Consider the following 25,206-nt stretch of genomic DNA (forward strand, 5'->3'; position numbering starts at 1 on the left):
TTAATGAAAGTCTAACGCCCGCCGACCCTCAGACCCGGCGCCGGTCGCTCGCTCATGAGTTGATGGCGGAACCTGAATAGCGCTGCCGGACGTCCACCCGTGGCAGTCGACGTGGAACCGGTTGGCTCTACAAGATCGGCGTTTTCGACCAACCTTCGAAAGTTCTGCTTGTGAAGGTGACGGCCCGATATTGCTTCGACGGAAGTCTGCAGTTCCGTCAGCGTGAACACTTCAGGCATCAGTTCGAAGATTACCGGCCGGTATTTCAGTTTCCCGCGCAAACGGGAAATGGCTGTCGCCAGCACCCGCCTGTGGTCGAAACGCATGGACACACCCAGAAAGGGCAGGGTGTCTCTTGCGAGCGCAGCCGGGCGGCCGTCCCGTTTGGCTTCGCGAAGCAGGCCTGCTTCGTAGAGCAATTCGAAACGCTCCAGTGCCCTTTCCTCGTCCCAGTGCGTGGCATCCGTGCCAAAGGCCAGACGAACACGTTCCTGACGCGCGAGCGGTCTCGGAGGTTCGCCCTCCATCGGCGGCTCGCTCGCCCAGGTTTCAAGGGCAGGAAGAATGTCCCTGTCCAGAAGGAAGGGCCGCCCGCTGCGCCAGTCTTCCCAGGGAAAATAGTCGTACCATGAGCGCCAGGCCGAATTGTGCCGGGCAAGCGTGTTTTCGGAGCCTGCCGTTTGGCGGGTGAGCGCCAGATAGCCGACAGAGACCACATGGGGTCCCTCGTCTCCGGTGACCCTGTGGCGACCACGGTCCCCGAAGGTATAGAGTTGCTCGACATATCCCAGGCTGAGCGCAGTCTGGTTTTCCACCCAGCTTCTGAGACCGATTTCGAATGTCCGGTGATGGATGGGGTCAAAGGGGCCGAAGGGCAGGCTGTCGAGGTCCGCCTCCTTCTCGTCGTTGACGTGCACGATCTGAGGCGTTCCGTCCGAAACCGAAACGATGACCGCGTTCAAACCGATCTCAATACTGGCGTGCCTGTGTGGCATGAAACTCCCCGGTCGGTCTAGTCGATCGGCATTATGAATGGAGTGCCTTCGAATGCATTGGCACCACGGCCGATACCCCGAATGGCATCAATCATGCGGCCATCCCGTCCGAGCAACTTGTCCGCCATGGCGATAATGCGTGCGTTCGGCGTTGCGGAAGGTGACGTTTCGCGCAGCGCCGACGCCAACCTGTATTCGTCCGCTTCGGAGTTGAGGGCACACGCAGCCACATAGGCGCCGGCTGTCGAGCGGCTGATTCCGGCCCAGCAATGGATGACCATGGGGGCTTTCCTGTCCCATTCCCTGACGAAGGCAAGCAGATCTTCAACATGCTGTTCGTTCGGTGGTGTCAGCAGGGCGACCTGTTCAACGATATCATTGAAAGCCAGGAAGAGGTGACGGTCGGGGGAGACCCCTGCGGGCGTTGGTACGTCCATCTCCGCATTGATAAGGGTGACGACGGACCTCGCCCCTGTTTCGGCGACTGTTTCGTTCAGTTTTGATAGTGAGCACACGTGCAGCATGGCAGAACCGGGTTATTTGTTTCTGCCTTTAAGGTAGGGTTATTCGCCCTTCAGGTCACGCGTTTGCGCGCTCACCACTCGGTTTGTTCCCAGCTTCGCGCAGTTTTTCTATTTCATGAAACCGTTCCAGGAACTTCTCTTGAGCCTGTGCCACCGGCAATGGCTCCAGCCCATACTGCAGACGGTTGTCCTTCCCGTGTGCAAAAGCCCTGGGACGCCCGAAGATCCTGGCGGCTTCCTCCTCATCAAATCCGGCAAGTTCCACGGCTTCGAAATAAGCAGAGATAATGTCGGCGCGTTTTGCCAGCTTCTTGACGGTTTGCGGAATTTCGGCCGGCAGGCCGAAACGAAGATGAATTGCCGCCTGAAGGCGTGTCTCCACCGCTTTGTAGGCTTCGCCGATAACCGCCTTGAACGGCGATATCATGTCACCGATCACGTATTCCGGGGCGTCGTGAAGCAGGACGGCCTGACGCCAGTGAGGCGGTAGGTCGGGTTTCAGCTTCAGCGCGATGTCCTCGACGACCAGACAGTGCTCGGCCACCGAAAAGGCATGGTCACCGTTGGTTTGGCCATTCCAGCGCGCCACACGGGCAAGCCCGTGAGCAATATCTGAAATTTCGACGTCCAGCGGTGAGGGGTCGAGCAGGTTGAGGCGTCGACCGGACAACATGCGCTGCCAGGCGCGGGGAGGCTGATCGGGACGGGCTGTGGGCATCGGTCCTGGGGTGCGAATGGCGGTTTCAGTTTGCGGTGCTCTGTTCTGGCCAGGAAAAGGATGCCCAATCTGGGATCCTGACCTGCACCTTCGCGACACCGCATTGAAGTGGGGTGCCGTTGTCCTTGGCTTGCGCCGCCTTGTCAAGACGAACCAGCGCAAGACCGATCTGGCCTGTGCTCGAACCCAGTTCACCGATCGATTTGCCGCCGGAGGTGACGGGTGTTCCCTTTTCCGGCAGCTTGTCCGAACTTTCTACCAGAACAAACCGCTTGCGGGATGTCCCCCTGTGGTGGACGCGCGAGACGACTTCCTGCCCGACATAACAACCCTTGCTAAAGGAAACGCCACCGAGTTGGTCAAGGTCCGCATCATGCGGAAAGATATCGGAATAATCGAAATCCTTGAGCCCTTCGGGAACACCAAGGGCGATTCGGTGAAAATCGTAGTCCTCCAGGCTGGCGGCTTCGGCAGTATTTTCCGCCAGCAGGGACCCGACCTTACCGACAACACGTTCTCCGAGCGCCGGTACTCGCGGGTCTGTCACCGCCAGCAACGCAGTTTCAAATACAGCCGTTCCATTCCAGACGGCAATCACGCCGAGATCTTCATCCATGTATTCCAGATCGACCTTGGCACGAAGTCTGTAGAACGTCAGGCGTTTCAACAGGTCGGGTGCCGTCTCAAGAGGTGCATCCAGCAGGTAGCCGTCTGCTGTCTTATAAATCAGAAAATCGAAAAGGATTTTGCCCTGAGGTGTTAGCAAGGCACCTGCACAGGCGCCGTTCTCGTCGGTTTTCTCGATATCGGCCGTCACGAGGTTTTGCAGGAAATGATGTGCGTCGTCACCGGCAACCCGGATCAGGGCACGGTCGGTCAGGTGGGTTATCTTGGCGGACGGCACGGCGCGCTCCTGATAGGGTTACGTGAATGAAGCTATGGTCTCTTCGGCGAAATAAGTGTTTTGACGGAGCGCGGCAAGGGCGGGATTACGCAAACCGGATCTGGTCCTTTTGACAGCGCGCGCGTATAAGCCCGATTAGACGACACACCGCAGACGAATTCACCGACGGAGGAAACCCGATGAGCGAGACCTATGACCTGATCCTGAAAGGTGGCACGGTCGTCAATCAGGACGGTGAGGGCATTCGCGATGTCGGTATCAGAAATGGGCGGATTGCCGGGATCGGATCCTTCGATGCTTCGCAGTCCGGCGATGTGATCGACTGCACGGGATTGCATGTCCTTCCGGGGGTAATGGATACTCAGGTGCATTTCCGCGAACCGGGGCTGGACCACAAGGAAGACCTTGAATCGGGATCCCGCGCCGCAGTCATGGGCGGCGTGACGGCAGTGTTCGAAATGCCCAATACCAATCCCTTGACGACGAACGAGGAAGCATTGGCCGACAAGGTCAGGCGTGGGCACCACCGAATGCATTGTGATTTCGCCTTCTGGGTTGGTGGGACCCGGGAGAACGTAAAGGACATACCGGATCTGGAACGTCTGCCTGCCGCTGCCGGCATCAAGGTGTTCATGGGTTCCTCCACGGGTGATCTGCTGGTGGAAGATGACGACGGTGTAAGGGACATCCTGTCGGTGACCCGTCGCCGAGCAGCATTTCACTCCGAAGACGAGTTCCGCCTGCGCGAGCGTCAGGGAGAGCGGGTCGAGGGGGATCCGAGTTCGCACCCGATCTGGCGCGACGAGATTGCTGCCCTTCAATGTACGCAGCGTCTTGTTGGTATTGCTCGTGAAACCGGTGCAAAGATCCATATTCTGCATCTTTCCACTGCAGAAGAAGTCGACTACCTGATCGATCACAAGGATGTGGCATCGATCGAGGTGACGCCGCACCATCTGACCCTGACGGACGAGGCCTATCACCGTCTCGGAACGCTGGTGCAAATGAACCCGCCTGTACGCGCACCACGTCATTCCGAGCGGCTTTGGTGGGCATTGAAGCAAGGTGTTCTGGATATTTTCGGGTCAGATCACGCCCCCCATCTATTGGAAGAAAAACAGAAAACCTATCCGGCTTCGCCGTCGGGGATGACGGGTGTGCAGACGCTCGTTCCGATCATGCTGGATCACGTCAGCAAGGGTCGCCTGAGCCTGGCGAGGTTTGTCGACATGACAAGCGCGGGTCCGGCACGCCTCTTTCAGACGGCACGCAAGGGGCGGATCGCGGTCGGCTACGACGCCGACTTCACGCTGGTCGACCTCAAGCGCACGGAAACCATCGGGAATGACTGGATCGCATCCAAATGCGGCTGGACGCCCTATGACGGCAAGGAGGTCACCGGTTGGCCTGTCGGCACGATGGTTCGCGGCGAGCGCGTGATGTGGGAAGGTGAATTGTCGGTACCGTCCAGGGGGGAAGCCGTCGTTTTTCAGGACGGGATCAGGAAGTAGGGTTCCTTTTCGGCGACACTGATTGAAAATACCGCGAAATTCGGGGCTCTTTCCGCCAAGATGGACCGGATCACGCGCAGTTTTGAAAACCATCCGTACAATTTGTGATGTGAATAACAGCTGGAAGCTGGCTAAACTGCCAGGGTCAAATTGCCAATGGGCGAAGGAAACCAATGGGTAACCGTGTTTCCTAACCCGATCTAAAAAAGTTTTGAATAGAGTTTTCTGCGAGCTTTAAGGGTTTTTCGTTGGAGAGCTCAGGGATGTCGTCAAAAATGTTTCAAGTAATGCGTACTGGCAGGTTGGGCCTTCTCTTCACTGCCGCAGTCTTTTCAGTCAGCACCATTTCTGCGTCAGTCGCACGTGATACGACTGCTGACGCGGGCAGGGAGCAGCCGGATGAAACGCCGCTCCATATGCTGGTTTCCATCAAAGAGCAGAAGATCAAGGTCTACCGTGGATTGGACCTGATCGAAGTGTCGCCGATTTCGTCCGGCAAGCGAGGGCACAGCACACCGACTGGTGTGTTTTCGATTTTGGAAAAGCGCCGCAAGCACTTCTCAAATCTCTATGACAATGCGCCGATGCCTTTCATGCAGCGCCTGACCTGGTCTGGAATCGCGCTCCATGTAGGGCGGCTTCCGGGGTATCCCGCCTCGCATGGCTGTATCCGACTGCCCCGTTCCTTCGCAAAGTCGCTCTATTCCATGACAGAGCGCGGCATGCATGTTGTTGTGACGCGTGATCACGCGGAGCCTGTGTCCGTTCGTCACGGCGTGTTGCCACAGCCCTATGTGCCGGCAACTGAAGTGGCAAGTCTTTCCGGGCAGACCATCGCCTCGGATCCTGCCTTGCGCGGTGCGATCCGCCCTGCGAACCTGCAGGCTTCGCTGCCGGTCGCACAGCCGGAAAATCCATATTTTGATCGTCCGCTGCGGATGATCATCACGCCTCAGAAACTTCCGAGCAAGAGAAGGGTGTTGCAGCGCCTGCTGAACCAGATGGGCTACAACGCCGGTCCGGTTGACGGAGTTGTCGGCCGCAAGACCCGTGCGGCAATCCGCCTCTATCAGGAAGGTGCCGACCTGCCGGTTACCGGACGCATCACGGATGCACTCGTCGCACGTATCCATATGGAGGCAGGTTACGAAAAGCCGCAGAACGCGATCCTTCGTGTTCGCCGCAAGTTTTCGGATATCTATTCGGCCCCGGTCTCCGTCAAGAATATCGACCAGGAAATCGGCACACATGTTTACACCGCTCTCGACTTTGAAAGGGGTGACAACTCCGTCGAATGGATTGCGGTCTCTGCCGAAGGAGAACGTGGCGGTCAATCGGACGAGTTGCTGAACCGGATCGAAATTCCGAAAAAGGTTGCCACGGAGCTTGCCAAGATGCTGACACCGGGCACCTCGCTGACGATCACGGACCGGAGCTTCAAGCGCAACACCGGTCTGGGAACCGACTTCGTGGTGATCACCCGCTGAACCCGGACTTTCCGTTGGACTTGTAAATTACCCCCGCTTTTGCGGGGGTTTTTTATTGTCCGGATAAGCGCACATTTCACCCGGATCGTCACCAAACTGTCGTGTCAGTCACGTATCGGAAGGCAATTCATCGATGCGGTGACTCGGGAGAAACCAATGGCGCAGAGCACGCTCACAGCTTCAAAGAAACGTCTCGACAATGCGGTACACCGCTCTGAGGTTACTTCACGCGAAGGCATTTTGGAGCGTCTCTTCACCTTTGCCTTCAAGGGGCTGGTTTACCCGCAGATCTGGGAAGATCCGGACGTCGACATGAAGGCGCTTCGGCTGACGCCACAATGCCGGATGATCACGATCGCATCGGGTGGCTGCAATGTGATGTCCTATCTGACTGCCAATCCCGCGGAAATCACCGCCGTCGATCTGAACCGGGCCCATGTGGCTCTTGGCCGTTTGAAGCTTGCAGCAGCCAGGCACTTTCCGAACTATGAGACATTCTACAGGTTCTTCGGCGAGGCTGACGAGAAGGCGAATGTTGCTGCGTACAACCGGTTTTTGAAAGACAATCTCGATCCGGACACCATAGCCTACTGGGAAGGGCGCGACCTGGCCAACTGGGGCCGCAGGCGCATCTCACTGTTCTCGCGCGATCTCTATCATCATGGCCTGCTTGGGTATTGTATCGGAGCGGGCCATCTCATTGCACGCCTTTACGGGATCAATCCGAAGCACATGGTCAAGGCCCGCTCCCTGGAAGAACAGCGTACCTTCTTCGATACCGCCCTGGCGCCACTTTTCGACAAGCGTCTGGTGCGTTGGGCGACCTCGAAGAAAATGTCTCTTTATGGTCTTGGGATCCCTCCTGCACAGTATGATGCGCTTGTTTCCGCGAACGCTGATGGTGACATGTCCGCTGTTCTGCGCGACCGGCTGGAAAAGCTGGCATGCGATTTCTCCATGAAAGACAACTATTTTGCCTGGCAGGCATTTGGCCGCGGCTATGCACCCCAGGCAGGGGAGTCGACCGGGAAATCGGGCCCGTTGCCACCTTATCTGAAACGTGCGCATTTCGAGGAGATTCGGGCCCGAGCGAACAGGGTACGGGTCCTGAACCGGAATTTTACCGAACATCTTCAATCCGTCTCCGGCGACAGTCTCGACGCCTACGTGCTCCTTGATGCCCAGGACTGGATGACGGATTTTCAGCTGAATTCTCTTTGGGCGGAAATCACCCGCACAGCGCGGCCTGGCGCAAGGGTCATTTTCCGGACCGCCGCCGAACCGACACTGCTTCCCGGCCGTGTTGCGGACGACATCCTCGATCAATGGCGTTACGAGGAAGGCGAGAGCCTGGAACTCGGCCGGCAGGATCGCTCCTCCATCTATGGTGGCTTCCATCTTTACGTGTTCAACGGATAGTGCGCGGAACGGATTGCCGGATGAGTGAAGCTGTCGAAACGGCTAGATTGATGGACGCGGTCTATCGCCATCAGCGCCATGTCTACGATCTCACGCGAAAATACTATCTGCTGGGTCGCGATCATCTGATCAGGGAACTGCTGCCGCCAAGCGGCGGTGATGTTCTCGAGTTGGGATGCGGCACCGGGCGAAATCTGATCGCGGCTGCAAAAATCTATCCCGACGCGAATTTCTATGGTCTGGATATTTCAGCGCAAATGCTGGAAACGGCTGAAAGAAATATCGCAAGAGCGGGACTGGGCAACCGGATCAGGCTGATCGAAGGAGATGCTGCCAACCCGGCAGCAACTGACGCCCTGGGCGTAGCGTCGTTCGACCGGGTGTTCTATTCCTACACGCTCTCGATGATCCCGGTCTGGCGGGAAGCGCTTTCAGCCGGGGCATCTCGCCTGAACACGGGTGGCCGCATCCTTGTGGTCGATTTCGGTCAGCAAAGCGGGCTTCCAGCCTGGTTCGGCAAAATCCTGTTTAGGTGGTTGAAGTCGTTTCACGTCACACCTCGGGCTGATTTGAGAGAAGAGCTGGAACTGGTCGCAGCAAAGTCAGCGTGCCGGCTTGAATTCCGCAGTCTTTACCGCGGTTATTCGGACTATGCGGAATTGCTCAAAAGATGATGCCGATCCTTTTACGGCTGCAAAGATAAACTCCTCCCGGCGAGCGGCAATGGGAAAGCCGTCAATGCGCTTGCTCGCGTACTTTTTGCATCGCGTTTGCAAGATTCCGCTCCATCGCACCTTTGTTTATCGACAGGATCTGAAAAAGCTTCTCAGTCCAGGAAAGAGCACCGGACGCCAACAGGAAAGTCTCGGGGACGACGACCCATTCACCGATCCAGGTCCCACCGGAGCGTTCGTGTTGGTGAAGAGCGAGTTCCCCGATCTGTTCGGCGCGCTGGCGTCCGAGCCTCGCCACAGCTTCAGCGAATTCCGATGCGCGTTGGTTGCGTTTGTGGCCCATGGCAGACGAAGCCCCCTTGCCGGGTGACGGGTTTTCCGCAAACTCGGCAATATCGGAAGAAGACAGCAGGTTGACGTTTTGCGCGATCTTGCAAAGTGTGCCGCAAAGGGTTCCGATCGCACCCACTATGTCGGCGATCCCGTCCCGGGCATTTTGCCAGTGTGGCTCGACAACATGCAGTCCGAGATCTTCGGCAATTCCAGCTTTGATCGCTTTGCCTGTTCCACTCTCGTAGGCTTGAAGGTCTCCGACCGGACCACCGATCTGCACATTCAATCCCCGTTGTCCGGCCTGTTCAATGCAAATTGCCCTTCTGCGCAGCTCCGATTTCCAGACTTCGAGTTTGGTGGCAAGGTTCAGCGGCACGGCATGTTGACCGTTGGTCCGGCCGATCATCTGCTGCATTCCATGGTCGTTGATATGCGCATCGATGCCAGCGAGGATGCCGTCAAGAAGAGTGGAGATCTGCCGAAGTCCATCGCGCATCTGAAGTGCCAGGGCGGTGTCCATGATGTCCTGGGTTGTGGCGTGATGGTGAACATGGCCCTGAGCGTCTCCCAGGCTTTCGCGCAGTTGCCTCACAAGACCTACGATCGGCCGGCCGACCAGCATCATGTCTTCACGAAGTTGGTGCCGGTCAATATCGGCAAGAGACAGGCCTGCCAGTGCCGTTGCAACGCTCTCAGGTATCAAGCCATGTGCGGCCTGATGTCTTGCCAGTGTCTGCTCGACCCTGAGCCAGCATTCGATGGTTGCGTCCTCCGACCAGGCAGCGCGCATTTCGGGGCTCGAAAAACAGTCCCGGTAAAGGGGAAAATCAAGCATCGCCGAGCTCTCCGTCAGCGATCCTGCGCTCCTTGACGATGGACCGGATGCGGAATGCGATAGCGGCACATCCGATCAACAGGAAAGCAAGCGCAATCGGTCTCTCGAAAAAGATCAGGAGGCCGCTGTCCGACATCAGAAGAGACTGGCGGAAAGTTTCTTCCGCACCCTTGGCAAGGACGAACGAAATCACGAATGCGGCAATGTTGAAGTCATGTCTGCGCATCAGCCAGCCGACAAACCCGGCAACTGTCATAACTGTAACGTCGAACATGGACGCGCGCGCGGAGTAGGCCGCGACAAAACTTGTCAGGAAAATGATCGGATAAAGAACGTTGGTCGGGATTTTCAAAATTAGCCGGGCGACCTGTGTTGCACCGAAGTACCCGATGACGCCATATGCCGCGATGCCGAGCATGCCACATGCAAACAAACGATAGACCAGCTCCTTGTCCGTCAGAAAAAGCGTTGGTCCGACCTGGATGCCGTGGATGAGAAAGACACCCAGAAGAATTGCGCCAATCGTCGAGCCGGGAATACCCAGGGTGAGCAGCGGAGCCATGGACGGACCGGAAACGGCATTGTTGGCTGCCTCCGGCGCTGCAACGCCCTCCAGGGCTCCCTTGCCCCATTGCTGCGGATTTGTTGCGCGTCGTTTGCCTTCGCCATAAGAGATGAAGGCGGCGATTGCCGAACCCAGTCCGGGCAGCACACCTATCCCGGCGCCGATAAGACCGCCTCTGAATGCATGCGGCAGGCATGGCTTGTATTCTTCCCAGGTGAGGCTGTCATCATCGGCCGCTGTCTGGTTGTCATCAATTCTGCCAGCTGATTTTCGCCGTTCTTCCATCTGTGAGAATACCTCACCGAGGACAAAAACGCCGATCATGAGAGGCACCAGGCCAATGCCGTTGGAGAGTTCGAAGGAACCGAAAGTGTAACGCTCTTCGCTGGAGATCGGGTCCAGACCGACCATCGCGACCAAAACGCCGAGAAGGGCGGATGCAAGTCCCTTGACGATGGATTTTCCGATGACGGATCCAATGACCACAAAGGCTGCGAAATAGATTGCAAAGGTTTCCGGCGGCCCGAGCTTGAGCGCGATAGCTGCGATGAAACCGACCCCTGCAACAAGCAGGATGTCACCCATGAAATCGCCGATGACCGATGAAATCGTTGCGACCTTCATGGCCTTTCCGGCCTTTCCGGCCCTGGCAAGAGGGTAGCCATCGATCTGGGTCGCGGCGCTTGCCGCCGTTCCCGGCGTATTGAAAAGGATGGCGGCAATCGAACCGCCGTAACGGCCGGACTTGCCGATGACGTAAAGAAAAGCCAGTGCGAAGAGCGGCGACATGTAGAAGGTGATCGGCAACAGCATAGCGATTGCCGCTGATGCTGTCAGTCCGGGCGTTGCGCCCACGATCATTCCGACGACGGCCGCCAGCAGGATCGCCGCGAGAAGGGTCGGATCGGTCACGACGGACAGGAGAGCAGGAAAGATTTCCATCGGGTTTACCCTTTGATCCAGTCGAGCAGATCGAACACTTCGCCATAGGGCGGAAACACGCCGAGCAGCTCAAAAAACAGAATGTGGAAGATGAGCGGGCACAGGATGACCGACACGGCCAGACCGACCCGGCTGCGAATACCGAACAGGAAAAGAACGACCGGTGCCGCAAGGGCGGTGGGTAGAACGTAGCCGAACCATCGGATCGATTGCTGGTAAAGCAGGGCAATGACAAAGAGCCCTATGACATCCCCGGGAAACGGTTGTTTCTCGTCTTCTCCCGGCTTGGACGCACCGGCAAATGCCGTGCTGCCGAGCATGAACGACGCTAGGCCGAGCAAAGCCAGACTTGCAGAAAACGGAACAATTCCCGCCCAGGTGTCACCAGTCGATGCTGCGGGTACCTGCCAGGCTCCCCAGAGCCCGACAAGGGCAACCACAGCCAGAACCAGGCCTTCGGAATAGGCGCGCATGACAGTCTCCCGAATTCCGTTGGAGGAGTGACGGACTGAAGAGACAGCCCGTCATTGACAGTTCAGTTGCTCAGGCTCTCGACCAGTGGCCGGGCGTCGTTTTTCATCGCACTCAAGGTTGCCTTCGCATCGACACCTTTCTGGTAAACCGGACCCGTACCCCGAGGCGCAAGCAATTCTGCGAATTCCGGCTTTGACGCGATCTGTTCAAGCGCAGTCTCCATGGCCGAAACAATCTCGGCAGGTGTGTCCTTCGGCGCAAAGACAATGACAGGGGAAGAAACCGCGGCGAACGGAATACCCAGTTCGCCGAAGGACGGCACGTCCTTCATGACGGCATCGCGATCCTGGCTGTTGACCGCCAGGGCCCGCAGCTGATCCTCAAACCCTGCAAGCTGCTGGACACCGAGAAACCCGAAATCCGCCTGTTCGCCGATCAGGGCCGCACGGGTCGGACCGCCGCCCTTGAACGGGACATCTTGTGCATCGATGCCGTTGCTGGCAAGAAAACCAAGCCCGCCGACATGATGAAATCCACCACGCCCGGAATGAGCCCAGCGAAGTGAACCCGGATCCGCTTTGGCTGCGTCAATTACATCCTGAACGGATTGAAACGGACTGCCGGTCGGCACCATGAGCGATGTCTGCAACTGGCCGACCTGAGCCACGAACTGAAAACTCTCAAGCGCGTCGATGTCGGTGTCGAGCGTTAGCGTGGACAGCAGGAACGATCCGCCGGAGGTCATCATCATCGTGTAACCGTCCGGGCGTGCGCCGACGGCCGAATTGGCCCCGTTCAGTCCTGCAGACCCTGGCTTGTTCACCACCACGACGGGCACGTCCAGTATGCCTTCCGCGGCCTTGGAGATCGCGCGGGCATAGGCGTCCGTTCCCCCGCCTGCCTTGTAGGGCACCACGAGATTGATGGGACGTTTGGGCCAGTCGGCCGCAAGACTTGCACCTGAAGTGACGGCAATTGCAAGCGCCGCACCAACAGCGCCAAGGAACGTTCTGCGTTTCATTTTTTCCTCCCGAACTCGATAGTCGGACATTACGCCATGTTCTCAATTGCGAAAAATGCAAATATGTTATCTACTCTTGCAAATTTTGAAAGTAAGACTCGATGAACATCAAAGCGCTAAGGGCCTTTCGCGCCACGCTTTCGGAAGGATCTTTGACAGCCGCATCCGAGATCCTGCATCTCAGTCAGCCGGCGATTAGCCGGCTCATATCCGGACTGGAAGCTGAATTGCGACTGCCGTTGTTTGACCGCAGCGGCCGAAACCTGACGCCGACCCGGGAGGGGATGGCGTTTTACCGCGAGGCCGGGCGCATCCTGGACAACCTCGACGAAGTGCCGCGTATCGCCGCGGAGATCCGGGCCGGCAGAACCGAAACCTTGCGGGTCGTCACGATGCCGCGCGTGGCGCAATCCCTGACAGCTGTCGCAGTGGCGCGCTTCATGTCCGAGAACCCCGAGACAAATGTAAGTCTGGATGTTCGTGCGCGGCGCGACGCCGGAAAATGGCTCGCCGGGCGCGAATACGATATCGGTATTGGCGCCCTTCCGGTGGATCATCCGGGGATCCGGACGAAAGCGCTGATCCGCGTACGTGCCCAGGCCGTTCTTCCCCGCACACACAAATTGGCAGATCGGCAGAGCCTCACCGCTGCCGATCTTCGCAACGACACGGTGATACGTCTCATGCACGGCTTGCTTTTGCGCGATCAACTGGACGATTTCTTCCGGTCAGCCGGCATAACACCTCAACAGAGTTGTGAAGTAGCAGCATCTCAGCTGGCCTGCTCACTGGTGGCTGAAGGATATGGCATCACGATCGCAGACGAACTTGTTGCCGCGCAGGTGTCCCTTGACCGTCTCGCCCTTGTGCCGGTTGTTCCGGAACGATGGATGACTTTCGGGCTGCTTTATCCTGCAGGCCAGGAGAAATCCGCAGCTCTTCTTCAACTGGAGGACATCCTGCGCGCACTCTCGGAACAATTGGCGGCAAGGAGCCCAACTCTTCTGGTCGCAGGATCAGATGAAGGGAAATGATTTGAATTCGATTTCCAAAATTCTTGAAAATAGTATTCAACGACAATGCATGATATATCTACGAATTTACTCAAGGTAAAATTGCAAACATTTTAGTTTGTCGGAATAGTTTGAAGTTTCCGGGAGGTTGTTACAGGAGGAGTTATGTCTGAAACCTATTATCTCATGGGAATGATCATGGACTTTCACTCGTCCAGTGCCGAAGACGGATATTTCCTGTGCAGCGCTATTCTTTCAAGCGGCGCCGGTGCGCCACCCAATCGTCACATGAATGATCAGGAATCATTTTTTATCCAAAAGGGCCAAATCGAGTTTTCTGTCGGTGATGAGATCATAACCGCCGGGCCAGGCCAGTTTGTGAAGGTTCCGCGGGGCGAAGTTCATGCGTTTCGCAATGCGACGGATCAGGAAGCGGAAATGCTGATCCTCAATGTGCCGGGCTCCATTCATGAAAACGTATTCAGGATTTGTGGCACCAAGCTGGAGCCGGGGTCGCGTGAGTGGCCCTCTCCCGAACCGGAGCTTGACATGGCATGGGTTGCAAGGGTTTGCGCTGAAGAGGGGCTGGAAATAGTCGGCTAGCGAGAAGGCTTCATCGTTGCCGGGTTGGTGCCTGGGTCAGTCCCCGGCCACGAAATAGTGCAGGGTTCCGTCCGGACCGATGCCGACGCGATAAAATGTCCAGGCCCCGAATTCTTCCATTTCCGCAAAATCACCGGCTGTAATGATCCGGTACATTTCCACCTTCTGGTCCGGCGTCAGACTTGATAGCGGGAAGCGGGCAAAATACGGCCAGATGTACATTTCCTGCGGTGTTCCGGCATCGACGTGAATGAAGCCGGCCTCGAGCGTATCGGCGAGAATCGCCAGGATCTCAAAACCCTCGCCGTCGCCCGAACTTTCCTTCAGGAAGTCGATCGGATCACCGATGTCACCGAAGGAAAGTGTCGGCGGCAATTCGTTGCTCTCCAGGACCATTCGCAACCGGTTCATGTCCCCCTCAAGGGCTGCTTGTCTCAACTGCGAGTGCATGCGCGCGACCGGTTTTGGCAGGACAGATGTGTTGTAGAGAACCTGTGGCGGTGTGAGATCTGTCGAAGTTTCCGCCTTGGTTTGATCCGGTTCACGCGATAGCTCGCTTTGTGGAACGCCGAGTTGATCCACCGGTATCGGGGCTGTTTGCGAATTGCTTTCGGGACTGACCGGTATTGTGTCCGTCGTGACACTCTTGCCGATGCCGGCAGTTGGAAAAAAGCAGAAAACCAGAACCGCCACCCAAATTACCCGTCCCATGGCGAACTCCTGTGAATTTTGATTTGTTGCGCTTTGCCCCGCAGGGACATTCCTTAAACAATTCGTGGCACGGTGGAAACTGGCTGAGGGTATTTTCCTGCGCGTGTTATCGGCGTCCCGCGTCGTGCGCGACCCGGCAGGGGCTTCCATTCGAAAACCAGGGCCTAGTGAAAAGGACCGGCTGTGACAGTCTTGGAATATGTGCTGATCGGCTTTCTTGTCGGGATTCTCACGACAGCACCTGTTGGCCCTGTCAATGTCATGGCAATTCAGCACGCAGTCAAAAACGGTTTCAGCCACGGGGTTTTTGTCGGGCTCGGCGCAGTGGTGGCAGACACGATTTTCGCATCTGCGGCCATATTCGGTGTGTCGGCGGTCACCAATTTCGTTGATTCCCGGTTTGGGCTAATCGAGATTGTTGGGGGCGCGCTGCTGATCGTATTTGGCATCAGGATCTGGAACACCCATCCGCATATTGAAAAAGACGGCAACGGACGCGAATACAGCTATCTGGGAGATGCCGCCGCGGCCTTTTTCATGGCGATTACCAACCCGGGAACAATTTTTGCGTTTGCAGCCATTTTTGGTGTTTTGGGAGACTATCGACCGGCGCATGACGATCATTTCGGGTCACTGCTGATGGTCGCCGGCGTGGCCGGTGGTGCAACGTCATGGTGGCTGTTCGTCTCGGCAACGGTCTCGCATTTCAAGTCAAGGATTGACGATCGCTGGCTGGGCCGGGCCAACCACATCGCCGGATTTGTACTGATTGTTTTCGGCGGATTGATTTACCTGAACCTGGCTCTGGACAGGCTCGGTCACGCAGCCGGTATCTGGGGACATTGATCCAGTACACGAAATGAAAAAGGCCGGACAAGCCGGCCTTGTATATTCGTCGGATCAGGATTACTGGAGAACCCGGTTCACCGTGTAGTCGCCCTGAAGGATGCGGTCCGGCAATCCTTCGGCAAGTTTCGCCACGGCATCTTCACCATAGGCCGCAACGAGATCAGCAAGTGCGGTAAACATTGCGGCGTGTGCAACCGCGTCGGCATCCACGCCGTTTGCGATGGCTTCCGCCCAGGCATCCGAAATAAAGCCGAGCGCAGCGCGTCTGATGTCTTCGTCCTCGGCAAATTCGGCGTCCATTGCTGCCTCAGCATAATCGTCGTTTATCATTCGTTCCCTTACCGGTCTGTCCCGAACGCTTGGAGACAACTCCAACGTGTCCCTGTCCCGAATCTCATAACCTGATCCTAGCACGGTGATCCGCGCTGATAAGTAACCGTGAATGCAAACTTAACGGCCACCCACAAATTTGATTCAAAAGGTTAACCAACTCGTAACGTTTTGAAGATTTTGCCCCGGTTTATCTGCCGTACCGGCTGGTTACGTCGCTGATGATGGTCTCACCCTCGTTGAGGTATTGTGCCATTGCGATACGGGCCGCGTCTGTGCAGTCCCTGTAAGCGACTGAGAATCCACGATATCCCTGGTTAAACCGTTCAATGAATCTGCGTCGCCGATTCTCGTCGATGGTTTCGGCGTCCAGAAAATCTTCCATCCGGTCGCGCCAGCTCGGGTCGTCGTTTTCTTTGCATAACGGGCGCAGAAAATGGAGCGCGCCGAATATTTCCGAAAGGCGCATCAGCTGCTGTTCATAGGGCGGCGCATCGATCCCGGCTTGCTGAGCGGACACAACCTGAACCGGTAGGGAAAGTGCCAGCATTGCAAAAATGATCGCCCGGCAAATGAAATCAGCTACGCGTTTTTTCCTCATGCGGGGATCATGCGCGCGGGCAAGGGGTACTTCAAGCGCTACGGTGAAGTGATCCCAAGAATTGCAATGTCCGGGTGGAAGGCATTAGCAACGAATGCGAATGTCACGTCATGGACGAGGGGTACTTCCCGATCGTTTTCTGTCCTGACCGCTTCGACGGACCCGATTGATCGGCCACTACCGGTTTCGCGCTGGTCCAGAATGGAAGCCTGTTCTCCACTCCAGCTTAACCGCACGTTTTCCGACATGGAGATCGGGCCTGCCGTTCTGACGTGATCGAGTGTGGCGGCAAAAATCTGGTTACCATCACGAACGACCACGACCCGTGCCATGGGGTTGATGTTGTCTGGAAGGTCTCCCCGATAGAGGGGATATGGCGCCGATCGGCTGTCGTATCCGACATAAGGATTGGACCCGTAGTTGCGCCGAGGCGGCGACGGACGGGCAAGAACCGCGGCTTGAGGGTGTGTCTTGCGGACTGCCTCGAAGGCGACGACCCGGGACGGGATCATTTTCAGGTCGCGCCCGGCATGGGTGCCGACGATGCCCTCACCGGTAAACTGCTGCCACCAGGTTTCGGTCTGTCGGTCATACATGACAAGGTCGGAGTTTCTCAAAAGGCCAGTCGTTCCGAAATCGAGGACGTCGCCGTCAAAGCGCCGGTCAAAGACGATGGAGGAATTGCACAGTGGGCAATAGGTCACCGATACCGGTGTCGCGCCGATCCGGTCGTTGACGATCTCATGCCAGATCAGGATCTGAAGCGGGTAGGCTTTGACGGCATCATCCATCTCGAGAAGGATCACAGGCTCCCGGTCCTGAAGCCAGTCGACGCTGCTTGCAGGCTGAAATGCCGGTTTGTCGATTGAGGGAATACCGTCTTTCGGTGGACCACCGGAAAAGATCGAGTTCAGGTCGATGCTCGTTTTGGTGAAATCCGTCGAAAATCCGGCTCGGCGCCACTGATCCGGGCTGGCCTTTGCGGAAGGTGCCAGGATGCAGACCACGATCATGGCCAGAGCGATGCACGGGGCCAGACATGAAAGTTGCACGGAATAAAAGCGCATGAGAGCCTCCGGACTTTAGCGTGCAGTCATGCTCATCCAAACCCCGCGGAATTGGGAATCACGGATCTGCAAACCTCCGTGAAGGCACTCACCTTTGCGCTACCGGTGCAGGTGGCGGCGAATACGCTCCGGTGTGTCTGGTGTCATCATGCGCGCGTCGAGTTCATCCGGATGGACCCAGTCGATTGCGGCTGCGTCATCTCCTGCAACCGAGACGCCGGAATGGAACGGGCCACAAAAAACAGTGAGGATAAAATGGGTAAGAACCCTGCCATCATCATCCAGTTGAATGGAATCGAAGGTTTCGACCGGGTCACCTAGGTTGGCCTTGACGCCTGTTTCTTCCAGAAGTTCCCGTTCTGCTGCCTGAGCGAGCGTTTCGCCAAGCTCCACAAGGCCTCCGGGAAGGCTCCAGTGGTCCTTGTAGGGATCCTTGCCGCGCTTGATCAACAGAGCATGCCCATTCCGGTGACAGAGAACACTTACGCCGATACGGGGTGCGTCTGGATAGAATCGGGACATGGAGCATTTCTGAAAAAGAGGGTCGGGGCAGAATAATCAGGCAAACAGTGCGTCGATTTCCGCCTGCGCACCGTCGCCTTCATGCTGTGTTGCTTCCGGTTCAAGGTGCCCGTGAATGACGGCACCTGCAAGGGCGATCAGCGGTTTGATTTCGTGTGTCGCTCTGTAAGCGATGTCTTCAGCAACAGAAGCAGCGTCGCTGGAATTGCGCAACTGATCCTGGATCTGACCGACCAGTTCGTCGATATCCGCTATATGTGTCTCAAGATGCTCTCTCAGGAAGGCCGGCGCCGCGGAATAGGCCATGATTGCCAGCTGCTTGTCCTTGAAAGTCGAATTCTCAAAATGACCTTCATAACCCAAGGGTTCCCAGTCCAGAACGTCTTCGGCGCAGTCGGGCATGTCGGGTAGCATTTCAAGGAGCATCATGACTTCGTTGAAATGATTGAGATAATCAGTGGCAAGTCCCGTCTGGGGATTGATGTTTGCCTGTTCCAGCCGTTCGGCAGCCAGATCTCCGGCGCCCAAAACTGGATCCAAACATTCCATACCTGCCCCCTGATTATTGACTTCGTGTGCAGGCTACTTCTTTTTTGTTTCCAATTGCCTAACTTTGCAGCAGCACGACGGCAATTCGACGATACGATCGCCGCAGGCGTTCGACGTGGACTGGAGATATTATATGTGTGGCCGACTTGCTCTCACCACGCCGCCGGATGCGGTAAGGGACTTCTTTGACTATACCGACAGGCCGAATTTTCCGCCGCGCTACAACATTGCGCCAACCCAGCCTATCGCGACGGTTCGATACGAATATGGCAGCCGACGGTTTCACCTTGTGCGTTGGGGTTTGATACCCTCCTGGGTCAAGGATCCGTCGGATTTCACACTGCTGATCAATGCAAGAGCTGAAACGGCCGCGGAAAAGCCCTCATTCCGGGCAGCAATGCGCCATCACCGCTGCCTCATTCCGGCGTCCGGATTTTATGAATGGCGGCGGACCTCCGAAGGCAAACAGCCATTCTGGATCCGACCGGCGGATGGCGATGTCATGGCCTTTGCCGGGCTTTGGGATACCTGGTCGGACCCGGACGGCGGCGATATGGACACCGGCGCAATTTTGACGATCCAGTCCAACCGGATGATGTCAGAGATCCATCACCGCATGCCTGTGATCGTGAAACCGGATGCCTTTGAGACATGGCTCGACACGGCAAATGTCGAGGCGCGGGAAGCAAAAAAGATGCTTGTGCCGATCGATGACGATTATCTTGTCGCCACCCCGATTTCCACGCGCGTGAACAAGGTTGTCAACGACGATGCCGACATCCAGAACCCTGTCGATGTCGGCGAGACCGGGGCCAAGTTGAATGAAAGTTCAAAGCCGGACTCCAGACAGGACGACAGCCAATTGGATCTGTTCTGAACCGCGTCGGCAGATTTCCCGTGCAAAGGACATGGCAGCCGTGTAGGGGGAGGAAAACCCGGTCAGGCAGACAATATGAACGAAACCGATAAAAGAGCGCCCGAATTGGATGACGATGCTTCGGACGAAGCGCTTGCCGAAGCCTATAACAGAGGTCTTGAGCGGCAGAAATCAGGTGATCTGAAAGGCGCAGAGCAGGCATTTCGTCAGGTTCTTGCACTGGATCCGGATGATAGCGGCGGGGCGAGCATTCGTCTTGCGGCGATCGGAGTGGAAGCTTCGCCGGAAAAAATGCCCGATGCCTATGTCGCCACGCTGTTCGATCAGCACGCTGATGTCTTCGACGAGATCCTCGTCGATGAACTTGGATATTGTGTGCCGCTGCTCCTTCGCGATCTCGTCGGAAGGCTGGGCTTGGGACCGTTCGATCGTCTTTTAGATCTTGGGTGCGGCACCGGCTTGACCGGAATGGCGTTTGCGGACTGCACAACCCGCCAGACCGGTGTGGATCTGTCCGAAAAGATAATCGAACTCGCCTATGACCGGGACGTCTACGAAGACCTTTACATCGGCGAAGCCGTGGAATTTCTTGAAGGATTTGAAGAAGACGATGGAACTCGGCCAGTCTGGGACCTGATCGCGGCAACAGATGTCTTCCCTTACCTTGGAGCCGTCGAACCATTTCTGAATGCAGCTGCGGATCGTCTCGATACTGCCGGATATCTCGCCTTTTCGACAGAGACCCTACCTGACGAGATAATGGACGGACGCTCCTACATGGTGGGACCCAAGAGCCGCTTCGCCCAGTCGGAGAAGTATATCCGAACCTCCCTTGATGTCGCCGGATTTGATATTCTCGCCATGGATCCGATTACAGTCCGGCTGGAAGAAGGTAACCCGGTTCCCGGGCATCTGGTTCTGGCGCAACTGCGATGAGCGAAGGGCTCTTGTGAGGATTGCCGAGACGCTTGATGGACCCGGTTCAACTCATCACTGGGACACCTGAAGTCCGATGCTGCTTGAGTTTGGCCAGACCGCTGAAACAACCGGGCATGCCCGATAAACCTGAATATCGGCACAACCCGTGCCTTATTCTTCGAAAAAGGCTCTAGTTTTTGAAATAGAATTCCCGTCTCAGCGCTGAATTGTGCCACGGCGACTGTGTACCCCTTGTCGAATCGTACACATCCGCCTTGATCCGTTTCATCATGATTTCGATTTCAAGGCCGGGTGTCTCGATATGAGTGAGCAGTGCCGTTGTGAACGGGCTGTTGTCTTCGTCGCCATCCAGGGCGACCTCGCCCGGAGCCGTTGCAAAGCCGATGAGGATATTGCCCCCGCCAGCCTGAGGAGCGGCAAGCCCGCGTTCAACCTGCGAACTGCGGCTGACGCCAAGACTGCGTGAAAACCGGCGTGAGAGTGGATTGTCACGGCATGCGTCCAGAAGCGCAATCGACAGTCGGCCGGGCGCATTCATGTAGTCCAGCACCGTGCCGAGTTCGATCGTCTCGAAGTCGACAGCGGTTTCGTCTTCGAGTTTTGCGTCTATCGGAATGAGATAGTTTCTTCCACTCAACTGCATCGCATGACCTGCGTAGAAGAACAGGGCGACATCTGCATCCTGGATCGAACGTACATACGCTCTGACTGTTCCTTCCATGGCGATTTTGCTCTGATCCAGACCGAGAATAACCGTGAAGCCCAGGCGCTTCAGCGATTCCTGCAAGTCGGTAGCATCGTTTTTCGGATTGGGCAGGGGCGGGGCGTGTTCATATGCCGAATTGCCAATGATCAAGGCGACCCGCTTGCCTTCAGGAAGGGTTCCCAGATCCGGCAGCTTCGGGCTTGTTGCGGTCTCATGCCTTTGGCGCGGTTTGCTTTCATTTGGATCTGGTTGTGGGTCCGGACCGATAACCGGGACCGATTGGGATGCGCTTTGTCTGGGTTTTGCTGCATCGACATACTGGCCGTAAGCCCAGCCACGCATCCCGTTTGAAAGTTCAACTTCGAACCAGGCACCCTGTTGCGCCAGCAGGGAAAGCCTGGTGCCTTCGAGCAGTCTTGCAATTTCAGAGTGGCCTGTTCCCGCACCTGATCTGAGCGACAGGAAGTTGTCACTGGTCCCGCTCAGGTCTCCCACGACGCCTGGGCTCGGCGGCGTGATCGACCGTTTGGCAACAGTCGGTGGTGTGACAGGTGCAGGCGCGATGGATGGTTGCGGCGGCGGTGCGTATCCGGGAGCGGAAGCGACATACTTGCCGTACGCCCAGCCGGTTCGCCCATCGGCGAGTGCGACATTGAGCCAGGGTCCACTTCTGCCAAGGATGGTCAGCGGGGTGTTTAAACCCATGCGGACGATTTCCTGATACCGTGTGCTCGGTCCCGTGCGAAGCGACAGGTAGTTGTCACCGGTTGGATCGAGGCCCGAGACAAAGGCATTTTGCGATGTCGTAGGAGGGCTTGCTACACCTCCCGAGCCGGTCGTGATGCGGGTTGATGCAATCAGCGACCGGGACGCGCCCCCCGTTATGCCGGTCGCCGACCAGACAGCGAACTGAAAGCGTTGACCATTGTGGAAATAGCTGTCTCCCGGGATGATGCCGCCGGACTGCAGGTTGGCCTTGTAGCGATTGCCGCCGGGTTGGGTCATCCAGCCCAGTGTGATCGCGAACCAGCCATTGCTGGACTGAAAGACCGTTGTTTTCGGAAACCGGCTGGCGTAACCGCGCGCAACATTGACAGCCTCGGACGCGTTGGGGCGGCTCGCGACCACGAGCCATCCCCCGTTTCCGCCGGGGATCACGGCTGCGTTGGTCTCCTGGACGGTCGTCGCTGCAAGGCAGACGAGCGCCCACAGGACAATGCCCAACATCTTCAACTGCTTCACGGCGCCAATTCCAAGCTGATGCATTCTGTCTCCCCCGGCCAATGAGAGATTTTGCAACGTGTTTGCCAGGAATACCAGAGGCCTCCAGAACGAGCATGCCAGGTCTCCCGCAGCATGACACTGCGGGAGATTGTGTTCCGGAGGGCTCGTCCAACCCTGGAGGATGCCGTCAGTCCGCGTCCGGTTCTGCCGGTTTCAGTCGCAGATAGGGCTCACCGTCGGATGTTTTCTTCACGGCGACACCGTCAGAACGGATGAGACAGTTCACGCGGCTTCGAAACGCGGAAAAGCTGTCGAATGTGACCACATCGACGGGTTCGTCAAATTGGATCGTCACATGGTATCGCTCTGTCGTCCCGACCTTGGAGAGAGCCGTGATTTCTCCCTGGAAGGCCTGCTGCATGTAAGTGCCGGATACCCGGTCACCGACCGAAAATGCGAAGTGGTTGGGGCGCGACACTGTCGCACTGGCGGTGTTCCAGTCCCTGAAACCATGTTGCGTCGACACAAGTTCGAGCGCCTGGCTGTGTGACAGTTGCTTGCCGTTTGCCGCAAGGGCCTTGCGCAGGCGTTTCGCCTGGGATTTCAATTCGGAAACACTGGGGAGTGTCATGATATTACCTTTTCAAGAAAGGCAGGGTCGGAGGCAATCGCCTTCCAATGGGGCCCGCATTGCCATCAGCCTGCACAGTCCTGTGAAGGTCGACATTCGACGAAGAAGACTTCGTGAAAGGAATTTCACCTTGGGCTCTGCCCGCGGGCGGCTGGCTTCCTCAAACCGACCTCACGCATATTCGGACAACTTGCATCTGTCAATGAAAGAAAAAAGAAGCCGCTTTCGCGGCTTCAAGTAAGGGAGGTTTGCATGACACCTGGCGGATATTGTGCCCGGTGCCGGGGGTGACGGCAGTCTTGTCGCTGCCGCAGGTCAACAGGGTAGACGTCACCCTGGAGCCGGTCAGGTCTGTATCAGGCTCTTGAGGAGTTCGACCTCCTGCGCCAATACGTTGTCTTTTGTCACCATGTCCTCGATCTTTCGAACGGCATGGAGAACCGTTGTGTGGTCGCGATTACCGAAACGGCGGCCGATTTCGGGGAGCGACCGTCCCGTTACGACCTTGGCGATGTACATTGCAATCTGGCGCGGGCGTACAAGGGTCCTGGCCCTGCAGGACGACAAAAGGTCCGCCTTGGTGACACTGAAATGTTTGCAGACGATCTGCTGGATTTCTTCCACCTTGATCGTGCGCGGTTCACCGATCCTGACCAGATCGTGCAGCGTTTTTTCCGCAAGATCCATTGTAACCGGCTGTTTGGTCAGCTGATTGTGAGCGAACAGGCGATTCAGTGCCCCCTCCAGATCGCGTGCCGAAGAAATAACGTAGCGCGCTATGTAGTCGGCGACCTCCTCGGGCACGCTGAACGCTGGATGGGTGCGTCTGGCCGCCGCAATCCGCTTCCGCAAAATGTCATGCCGCAACGCATAGTCCGTCGCCTGGATGCCGACGACCTCACCGGTTTGTATCCTCTGCATGACCTTGCCGCTCAGCGTACCGAGGGCATCGGGCATCCGGTCGGCTGCCATGATGATCTGACTGGGTGCTTCCATCAGAATTTCGAGTGTTCTGCCGAATTCCTCATGCGCCTGTTTGCCATGGAGGAACTGGAGATCGTCGACAAGCAACAGGTCGATCGACTTCATTGCCTGGCGAAGGACCGGAAAGGCCGGTGTCCGCAAGGCAGGTACCAGGTGATACATGAAAAACTCGGCGGACAGATAGGCGACCCGCCGGCCGGACTTGCGGGCTTCCGCAGCTGCTGCCTGAAGCAGGTGCGTCTTGCCGATACCGGTCGAAGAGTGAATGAAGAGCATTTCCAGAGTGCCTTCATGTCCTGCCGCCATCTGTCGGACGGCGGCACAGGCCAGGCTGTTGGAAGAGCCTTCCGCGAACGTCTCGAACGTCAGCTTGGGATTGACCGCTGCTCCGCTCAGGAATTCCGCAGCAGCTTCATCTCCGGTGTCTGCAAGGCAGGGGATCGCGGCAGACCTGTTGGCTGCACCGAATTGGGCGGGATTGCCGAACGGTGCGGTGCGGCCACTGATCCGGCGCGCAGTAATAGATTTCGGGGGGTGCGTTACGTTGACCTGACGCGGGCGCAACGCTCCGCGGACGGTCAGTTCAATGCGATTGATGTCGTCGAGTTCGCGCTTCCAAAGTCCGACCAGCTTTTTCTCGTAGTTGTTCTGGATCCAGTTTTTCAGAAAACGCGTGGGGACCGAAAGATGAACTGAATCGCCCACGGTTTCTTCGTGCTTCACTCTTCCGAACCAGTTTGAAAACACATCCTCACCGAGTTCATTTCTCAGTTCATTTTTCACACGATCCCATTGATCCGAACTGGCTAAGTTCTGAACCTGCATTTGTGGCCTCCATCTAGGAGAACGACTGTGTCGTTCTCCCCCGTGCACTGTCTGCGAGCTGCTGGTTCCGCCTTCGCAACTCTTTTGCTTTTGTCAGGTCTTTCGACCGGTTGGCTTATTGACGCCTATGACACATGATTAACCTTTTACTTACCATGTTTACAAATAGCTTATTCTTATGAGGTCATAGACGCTTCGCATCGTAGTTTGTGTAGATGAGGAGATATTTGAAGGTAAATAATACATATCAAAACTTACGCCTCATCGATTTCAGGACATGCCGCAAGTCCTGATCGAGTTTTTCCTTCTGCTAGTGTTTCATCAATGCCTTCAGGCACGCAAGCATTTTTAATAAAAATTTAACTTTTGAGCG

The 25,206-nt window shown here is 56.8% G+C and carries 26 protein-coding genes; 9 read left to right on the plus strand and 17 right to left on the minus strand.

What is annotated here, in order from left to right:
- Positions 1 to 11: 11 nt before the first annotated feature.
- Genes LA5095_RS01390 through ygfZ form a run of 4 tightly spaced genes read right to left on the minus strand, consistent with a single transcriptional unit; the run spans position 12 to position 3,141 of the window.
- Positions 12 to 995 (minus strand): NUDIX hydrolase, encoded by a 984-nt coding sequence (locus tag LA5095_RS01390; RefSeq protein ID WP_055111273.1) that lies wholly within the window; start codon positions 993 to 995, stop codon positions 12 to 14.
- 17 nt (positions 996 to 1,012) lie between these two features.
- Entirely contained in the window at positions 1,013 to 1,519 is a 507-nt protein-coding gene (locus LA5095_RS01395) for a tyrosine phosphatase family protein (protein ID WP_055111274.1), read from the minus strand.
- Positions 1,520 to 1,574: 55 nt separating this feature from the next.
- The gene (locus LA5095_RS01400; protein ID WP_055111277.1) at positions 1,575 to 2,237 is read right to left on the minus strand and encodes a YfbR-like 5'-deoxynucleotidase; all 663 of its coding nucleotides are present in this window, start codon (positions 2,235 to 2,237) and stop codon (positions 1,575 to 1,577) included.
- 25 nt (positions 2,238 to 2,262) lie between these two features.
- Positions 2,263 to 3,141, minus strand: coding sequence for a CAF17-like 4Fe-4S cluster assembly/insertion protein YgfZ (ygfZ, locus tag LA5095_RS01405; RefSeq protein ID WP_055111279.1), 879 nt, complete (start codon positions 3,139 to 3,141; stop codon positions 2,263 to 2,265).
- Positions 3,142 to 3,320: 179 nt separating this feature from the next.
- Between ygfZ and LA5095_RS01410 the strand changes: the two genes are divergently transcribed.
- The 4 genes from LA5095_RS01410 to LA5095_RS01425 all read left to right on the plus strand — a co-directional run bounded on the left by LA5095_RS01410 (position 3,321) and on the right by LA5095_RS01425 (position 8,232).
- On the plus strand, positions 3,321 to 4,652 hold the full coding sequence (locus LA5095_RS01410) for a dihydroorotase (protein WP_055111281.1): 1,332 nt from the start codon (positions 3,321 to 3,323) through the stop codon (positions 4,650 to 4,652).
- Between the two features lie 275 nt (positions 4,653 to 4,927).
- Positions 4,928 to 6,139, plus strand: coding sequence for a L,D-transpeptidase (locus LA5095_RS01415; protein WP_055112615.1), 1,212 nt, complete (start codon positions 4,928 to 4,930; stop codon positions 6,137 to 6,139).
- A 156-nt stretch (positions 6,140 to 6,295) separates the two neighbouring features.
- Positions 6,296 to 7,558, plus strand: a complete 1,263-nt coding sequence (locus tag LA5095_RS01420) for a BtaA family protein (protein ID WP_055111283.1) — start codon at positions 6,296 to 6,298, stop codon at positions 7,556 to 7,558.
- 20 nt (positions 7,559 to 7,578) lie between these two features.
- Positions 7,579 to 8,232, plus strand: coding sequence for a class I SAM-dependent methyltransferase (locus LA5095_RS01425; protein ID WP_055111285.1), 654 nt, complete (start codon positions 7,579 to 7,581; stop codon positions 8,230 to 8,232).
- 61 nt (positions 8,233 to 8,293) lie between these two features.
- Here LA5095_RS01425 and LA5095_RS01430 read toward each other — a convergent pair whose 3' ends face one another.
- From LA5095_RS01430 to LA5095_RS01445, 4 genes are all read right to left on the minus strand, one after another.
- The gene (locus tag LA5095_RS01430; protein ID WP_082442720.1) at positions 8,294 to 9,400 is read right to left on the minus strand and encodes a lyase family protein; all 1,107 of its coding nucleotides are present in this window, start codon (positions 9,398 to 9,400) and stop codon (positions 8,294 to 8,296) included.
- A complete protein-coding gene (locus LA5095_RS01435; protein WP_055111288.1) occupies positions 9,393 to 10,907 on the minus strand; it encodes a tripartite tricarboxylate transporter permease in 1,515 nt (504 codons plus the stop codon). The genes LA5095_RS01430 and LA5095_RS01435 overlap by 8 nt, the downstream gene beginning before the upstream one ends.
- Positions 10,908 to 10,912: 5 nt before the next feature.
- The gene (locus tag LA5095_RS01440) at positions 10,913 to 11,380 is read right to left on the minus strand and encodes a tripartite tricarboxylate transporter TctB family protein (protein ID WP_055111290.1); all 468 of its coding nucleotides are present in this window, start codon (positions 11,378 to 11,380) and stop codon (positions 10,913 to 10,915) included.
- Positions 11,381 to 11,442: 62 nt separating this feature from the next.
- On the minus strand, positions 11,443 to 12,402 hold the full coding sequence (locus LA5095_RS01445) for a Bug family tripartite tricarboxylate transporter substrate binding protein (protein ID WP_055112617.1): 960 nt from the start codon (positions 12,400 to 12,402) through the stop codon (positions 11,443 to 11,445).
- A gap of 101 nt (positions 12,403 to 12,503) precedes the next feature.
- Here LA5095_RS01445 and LA5095_RS01450 point away from each other — a divergent pair, with 101 nt between their 5' ends.
- Both LA5095_RS01450 and LA5095_RS01455 read left to right on the plus strand, forming a co-directional pair.
- Complete coding sequence (locus LA5095_RS01450; protein ID WP_055111292.1) at positions 12,504 to 13,436, plus strand: LysR family transcriptional regulator; 933 nt, start codon at positions 12,504 to 12,506, stop codon at positions 13,434 to 13,436.
- A gap of 144 nt (positions 13,437 to 13,580) precedes the next feature.
- Positions 13,581 to 14,018 carry a cupin domain-containing protein gene (locus tag LA5095_RS01455; RefSeq protein WP_055111294.1) on the plus strand — a complete coding sequence of 146 codons (438 nt, stop codon included), beginning with the start codon at positions 13,581 to 13,583 and terminating at the stop codon, positions 14,016 to 14,018.
- A 36-nt stretch (positions 14,019 to 14,054) separates the two neighbouring features.
- Here the strand turns inward: LA5095_RS01455 and LA5095_RS01460 are convergent, their stop codons facing one another.
- A complete protein-coding gene (locus LA5095_RS01460) occupies positions 14,055 to 14,729 on the minus strand; it encodes a hypothetical protein (RefSeq protein ID WP_082442721.1) in 675 nt (224 codons plus the stop codon).
- Between the two features lie 183 nt (positions 14,730 to 14,912).
- Between LA5095_RS01460 and LA5095_RS01465 the strand changes: the two genes are divergently transcribed.
- On the plus strand, positions 14,913 to 15,575 hold the full coding sequence (locus tag LA5095_RS01465) for a LysE family translocator (RefSeq protein WP_055111296.1): 663 nt from the start codon (positions 14,913 to 14,915) through the stop codon (positions 15,573 to 15,575).
- Between the two features lie 60 nt (positions 15,576 to 15,635).
- On the opposite strand, the gene LA5095_RS01470 is transcribed toward LA5095_RS01465, so the two are convergent.
- The 5 genes from LA5095_RS01470 to LA5095_RS01490 form a co-directional block, all read right to left on the minus strand.
- Entirely contained in the window at positions 15,636 to 15,908 is a 273-nt protein-coding gene (locus LA5095_RS01470; protein ID WP_029063820.1) for a hypothetical protein, read from the minus strand.
- A 190-nt stretch (positions 15,909 to 16,098) separates the two neighbouring features.
- The gene (locus tag LA5095_RS01475; RefSeq protein ID WP_082442722.1) at positions 16,099 to 16,509 is read right to left on the minus strand and encodes a TIGR02301 family protein; all 411 of its coding nucleotides are present in this window, start codon (positions 16,507 to 16,509) and stop codon (positions 16,099 to 16,101) included.
- 38 nt (positions 16,510 to 16,547) lie between these two features.
- Positions 16,548 to 17,576, minus strand: coding sequence for a DUF3179 domain-containing protein (locus LA5095_RS01480; RefSeq protein WP_055111298.1), 1,029 nt, complete (start codon positions 17,574 to 17,576; stop codon positions 16,548 to 16,550).
- A 99-nt stretch (positions 17,577 to 17,675) separates the two neighbouring features.
- On the minus strand, positions 17,676 to 18,098 hold the full coding sequence (locus LA5095_RS01485) for an NUDIX hydrolase (RefSeq protein ID WP_055111300.1): 423 nt from the start codon (positions 18,096 to 18,098) through the stop codon (positions 17,676 to 17,678).
- Positions 18,099 to 18,134: 36 nt separating this feature from the next.
- Positions 18,135 to 18,647: a hypothetical protein gene (locus LA5095_RS01490; protein WP_055111303.1), complete on the minus strand. Its 513-nt coding sequence runs from the start codon at positions 18,645 to 18,647 to the stop codon at positions 18,135 to 18,137.
- A 133-nt stretch (positions 18,648 to 18,780) separates the two neighbouring features.
- Between LA5095_RS01490 and LA5095_RS01495 the strand changes: the two genes are divergently transcribed.
- Together LA5095_RS01495 and LA5095_RS01500 are read left to right on the plus strand one after the other, a co-directional pair.
- Positions 18,781 to 19,524: an SOS response-associated peptidase gene (locus tag LA5095_RS01495; RefSeq protein WP_055112621.1), complete on the plus strand. Its 744-nt coding sequence runs from the start codon at positions 18,781 to 18,783 to the stop codon at positions 19,522 to 19,524.
- Positions 19,525 to 19,599: 75 nt separating this feature from the next.
- Entirely contained in the window at positions 19,600 to 20,460 is an 861-nt protein-coding gene (locus tag LA5095_RS01500; RefSeq protein WP_055111305.1) for a class I SAM-dependent DNA methyltransferase, read from the plus strand.
- 172 nt (positions 20,461 to 20,632) lie between these two features.
- On the opposite strand, the gene LA5095_RS01505 is transcribed toward LA5095_RS01500, so the two are convergent.
- The 3 genes from LA5095_RS01505 to dnaA form a co-directional block, all read right to left on the minus strand.
- A complete protein-coding gene (locus LA5095_RS01505) occupies positions 20,633 to 22,435 on the minus strand; it encodes a caspase family protein (RefSeq protein WP_055111307.1) in 1,803 nt (600 codons plus the stop codon).
- 145 nt (positions 22,436 to 22,580) lie between these two features.
- Positions 22,581 to 23,024, minus strand: a complete 444-nt coding sequence (locus tag LA5095_RS01510) for a glyoxalase superfamily protein (RefSeq protein WP_055111309.1) — start codon at positions 23,022 to 23,024, stop codon at positions 22,581 to 22,583.
- Positions 23,025 to 23,369: 345 nt separating this feature from the next.
- Positions 23,370 to 24,833, minus strand: a complete 1,464-nt coding sequence (gene dnaA, locus LA5095_RS01515; protein WP_055111311.1) for a chromosomal replication initiator protein DnaA — start codon at positions 24,831 to 24,833, stop codon at positions 23,370 to 23,372.
- Positions 24,834 to 25,206 lie beyond the last annotated feature (373 nt).

This window comes from Roseibium album (assembly GCF_001404515.1).
GTDB classification, from domain to species: domain Bacteria; phylum Pseudomonadota; class Alphaproteobacteria; order Rhizobiales; family Stappiaceae; genus Roseibium; species Roseibium album.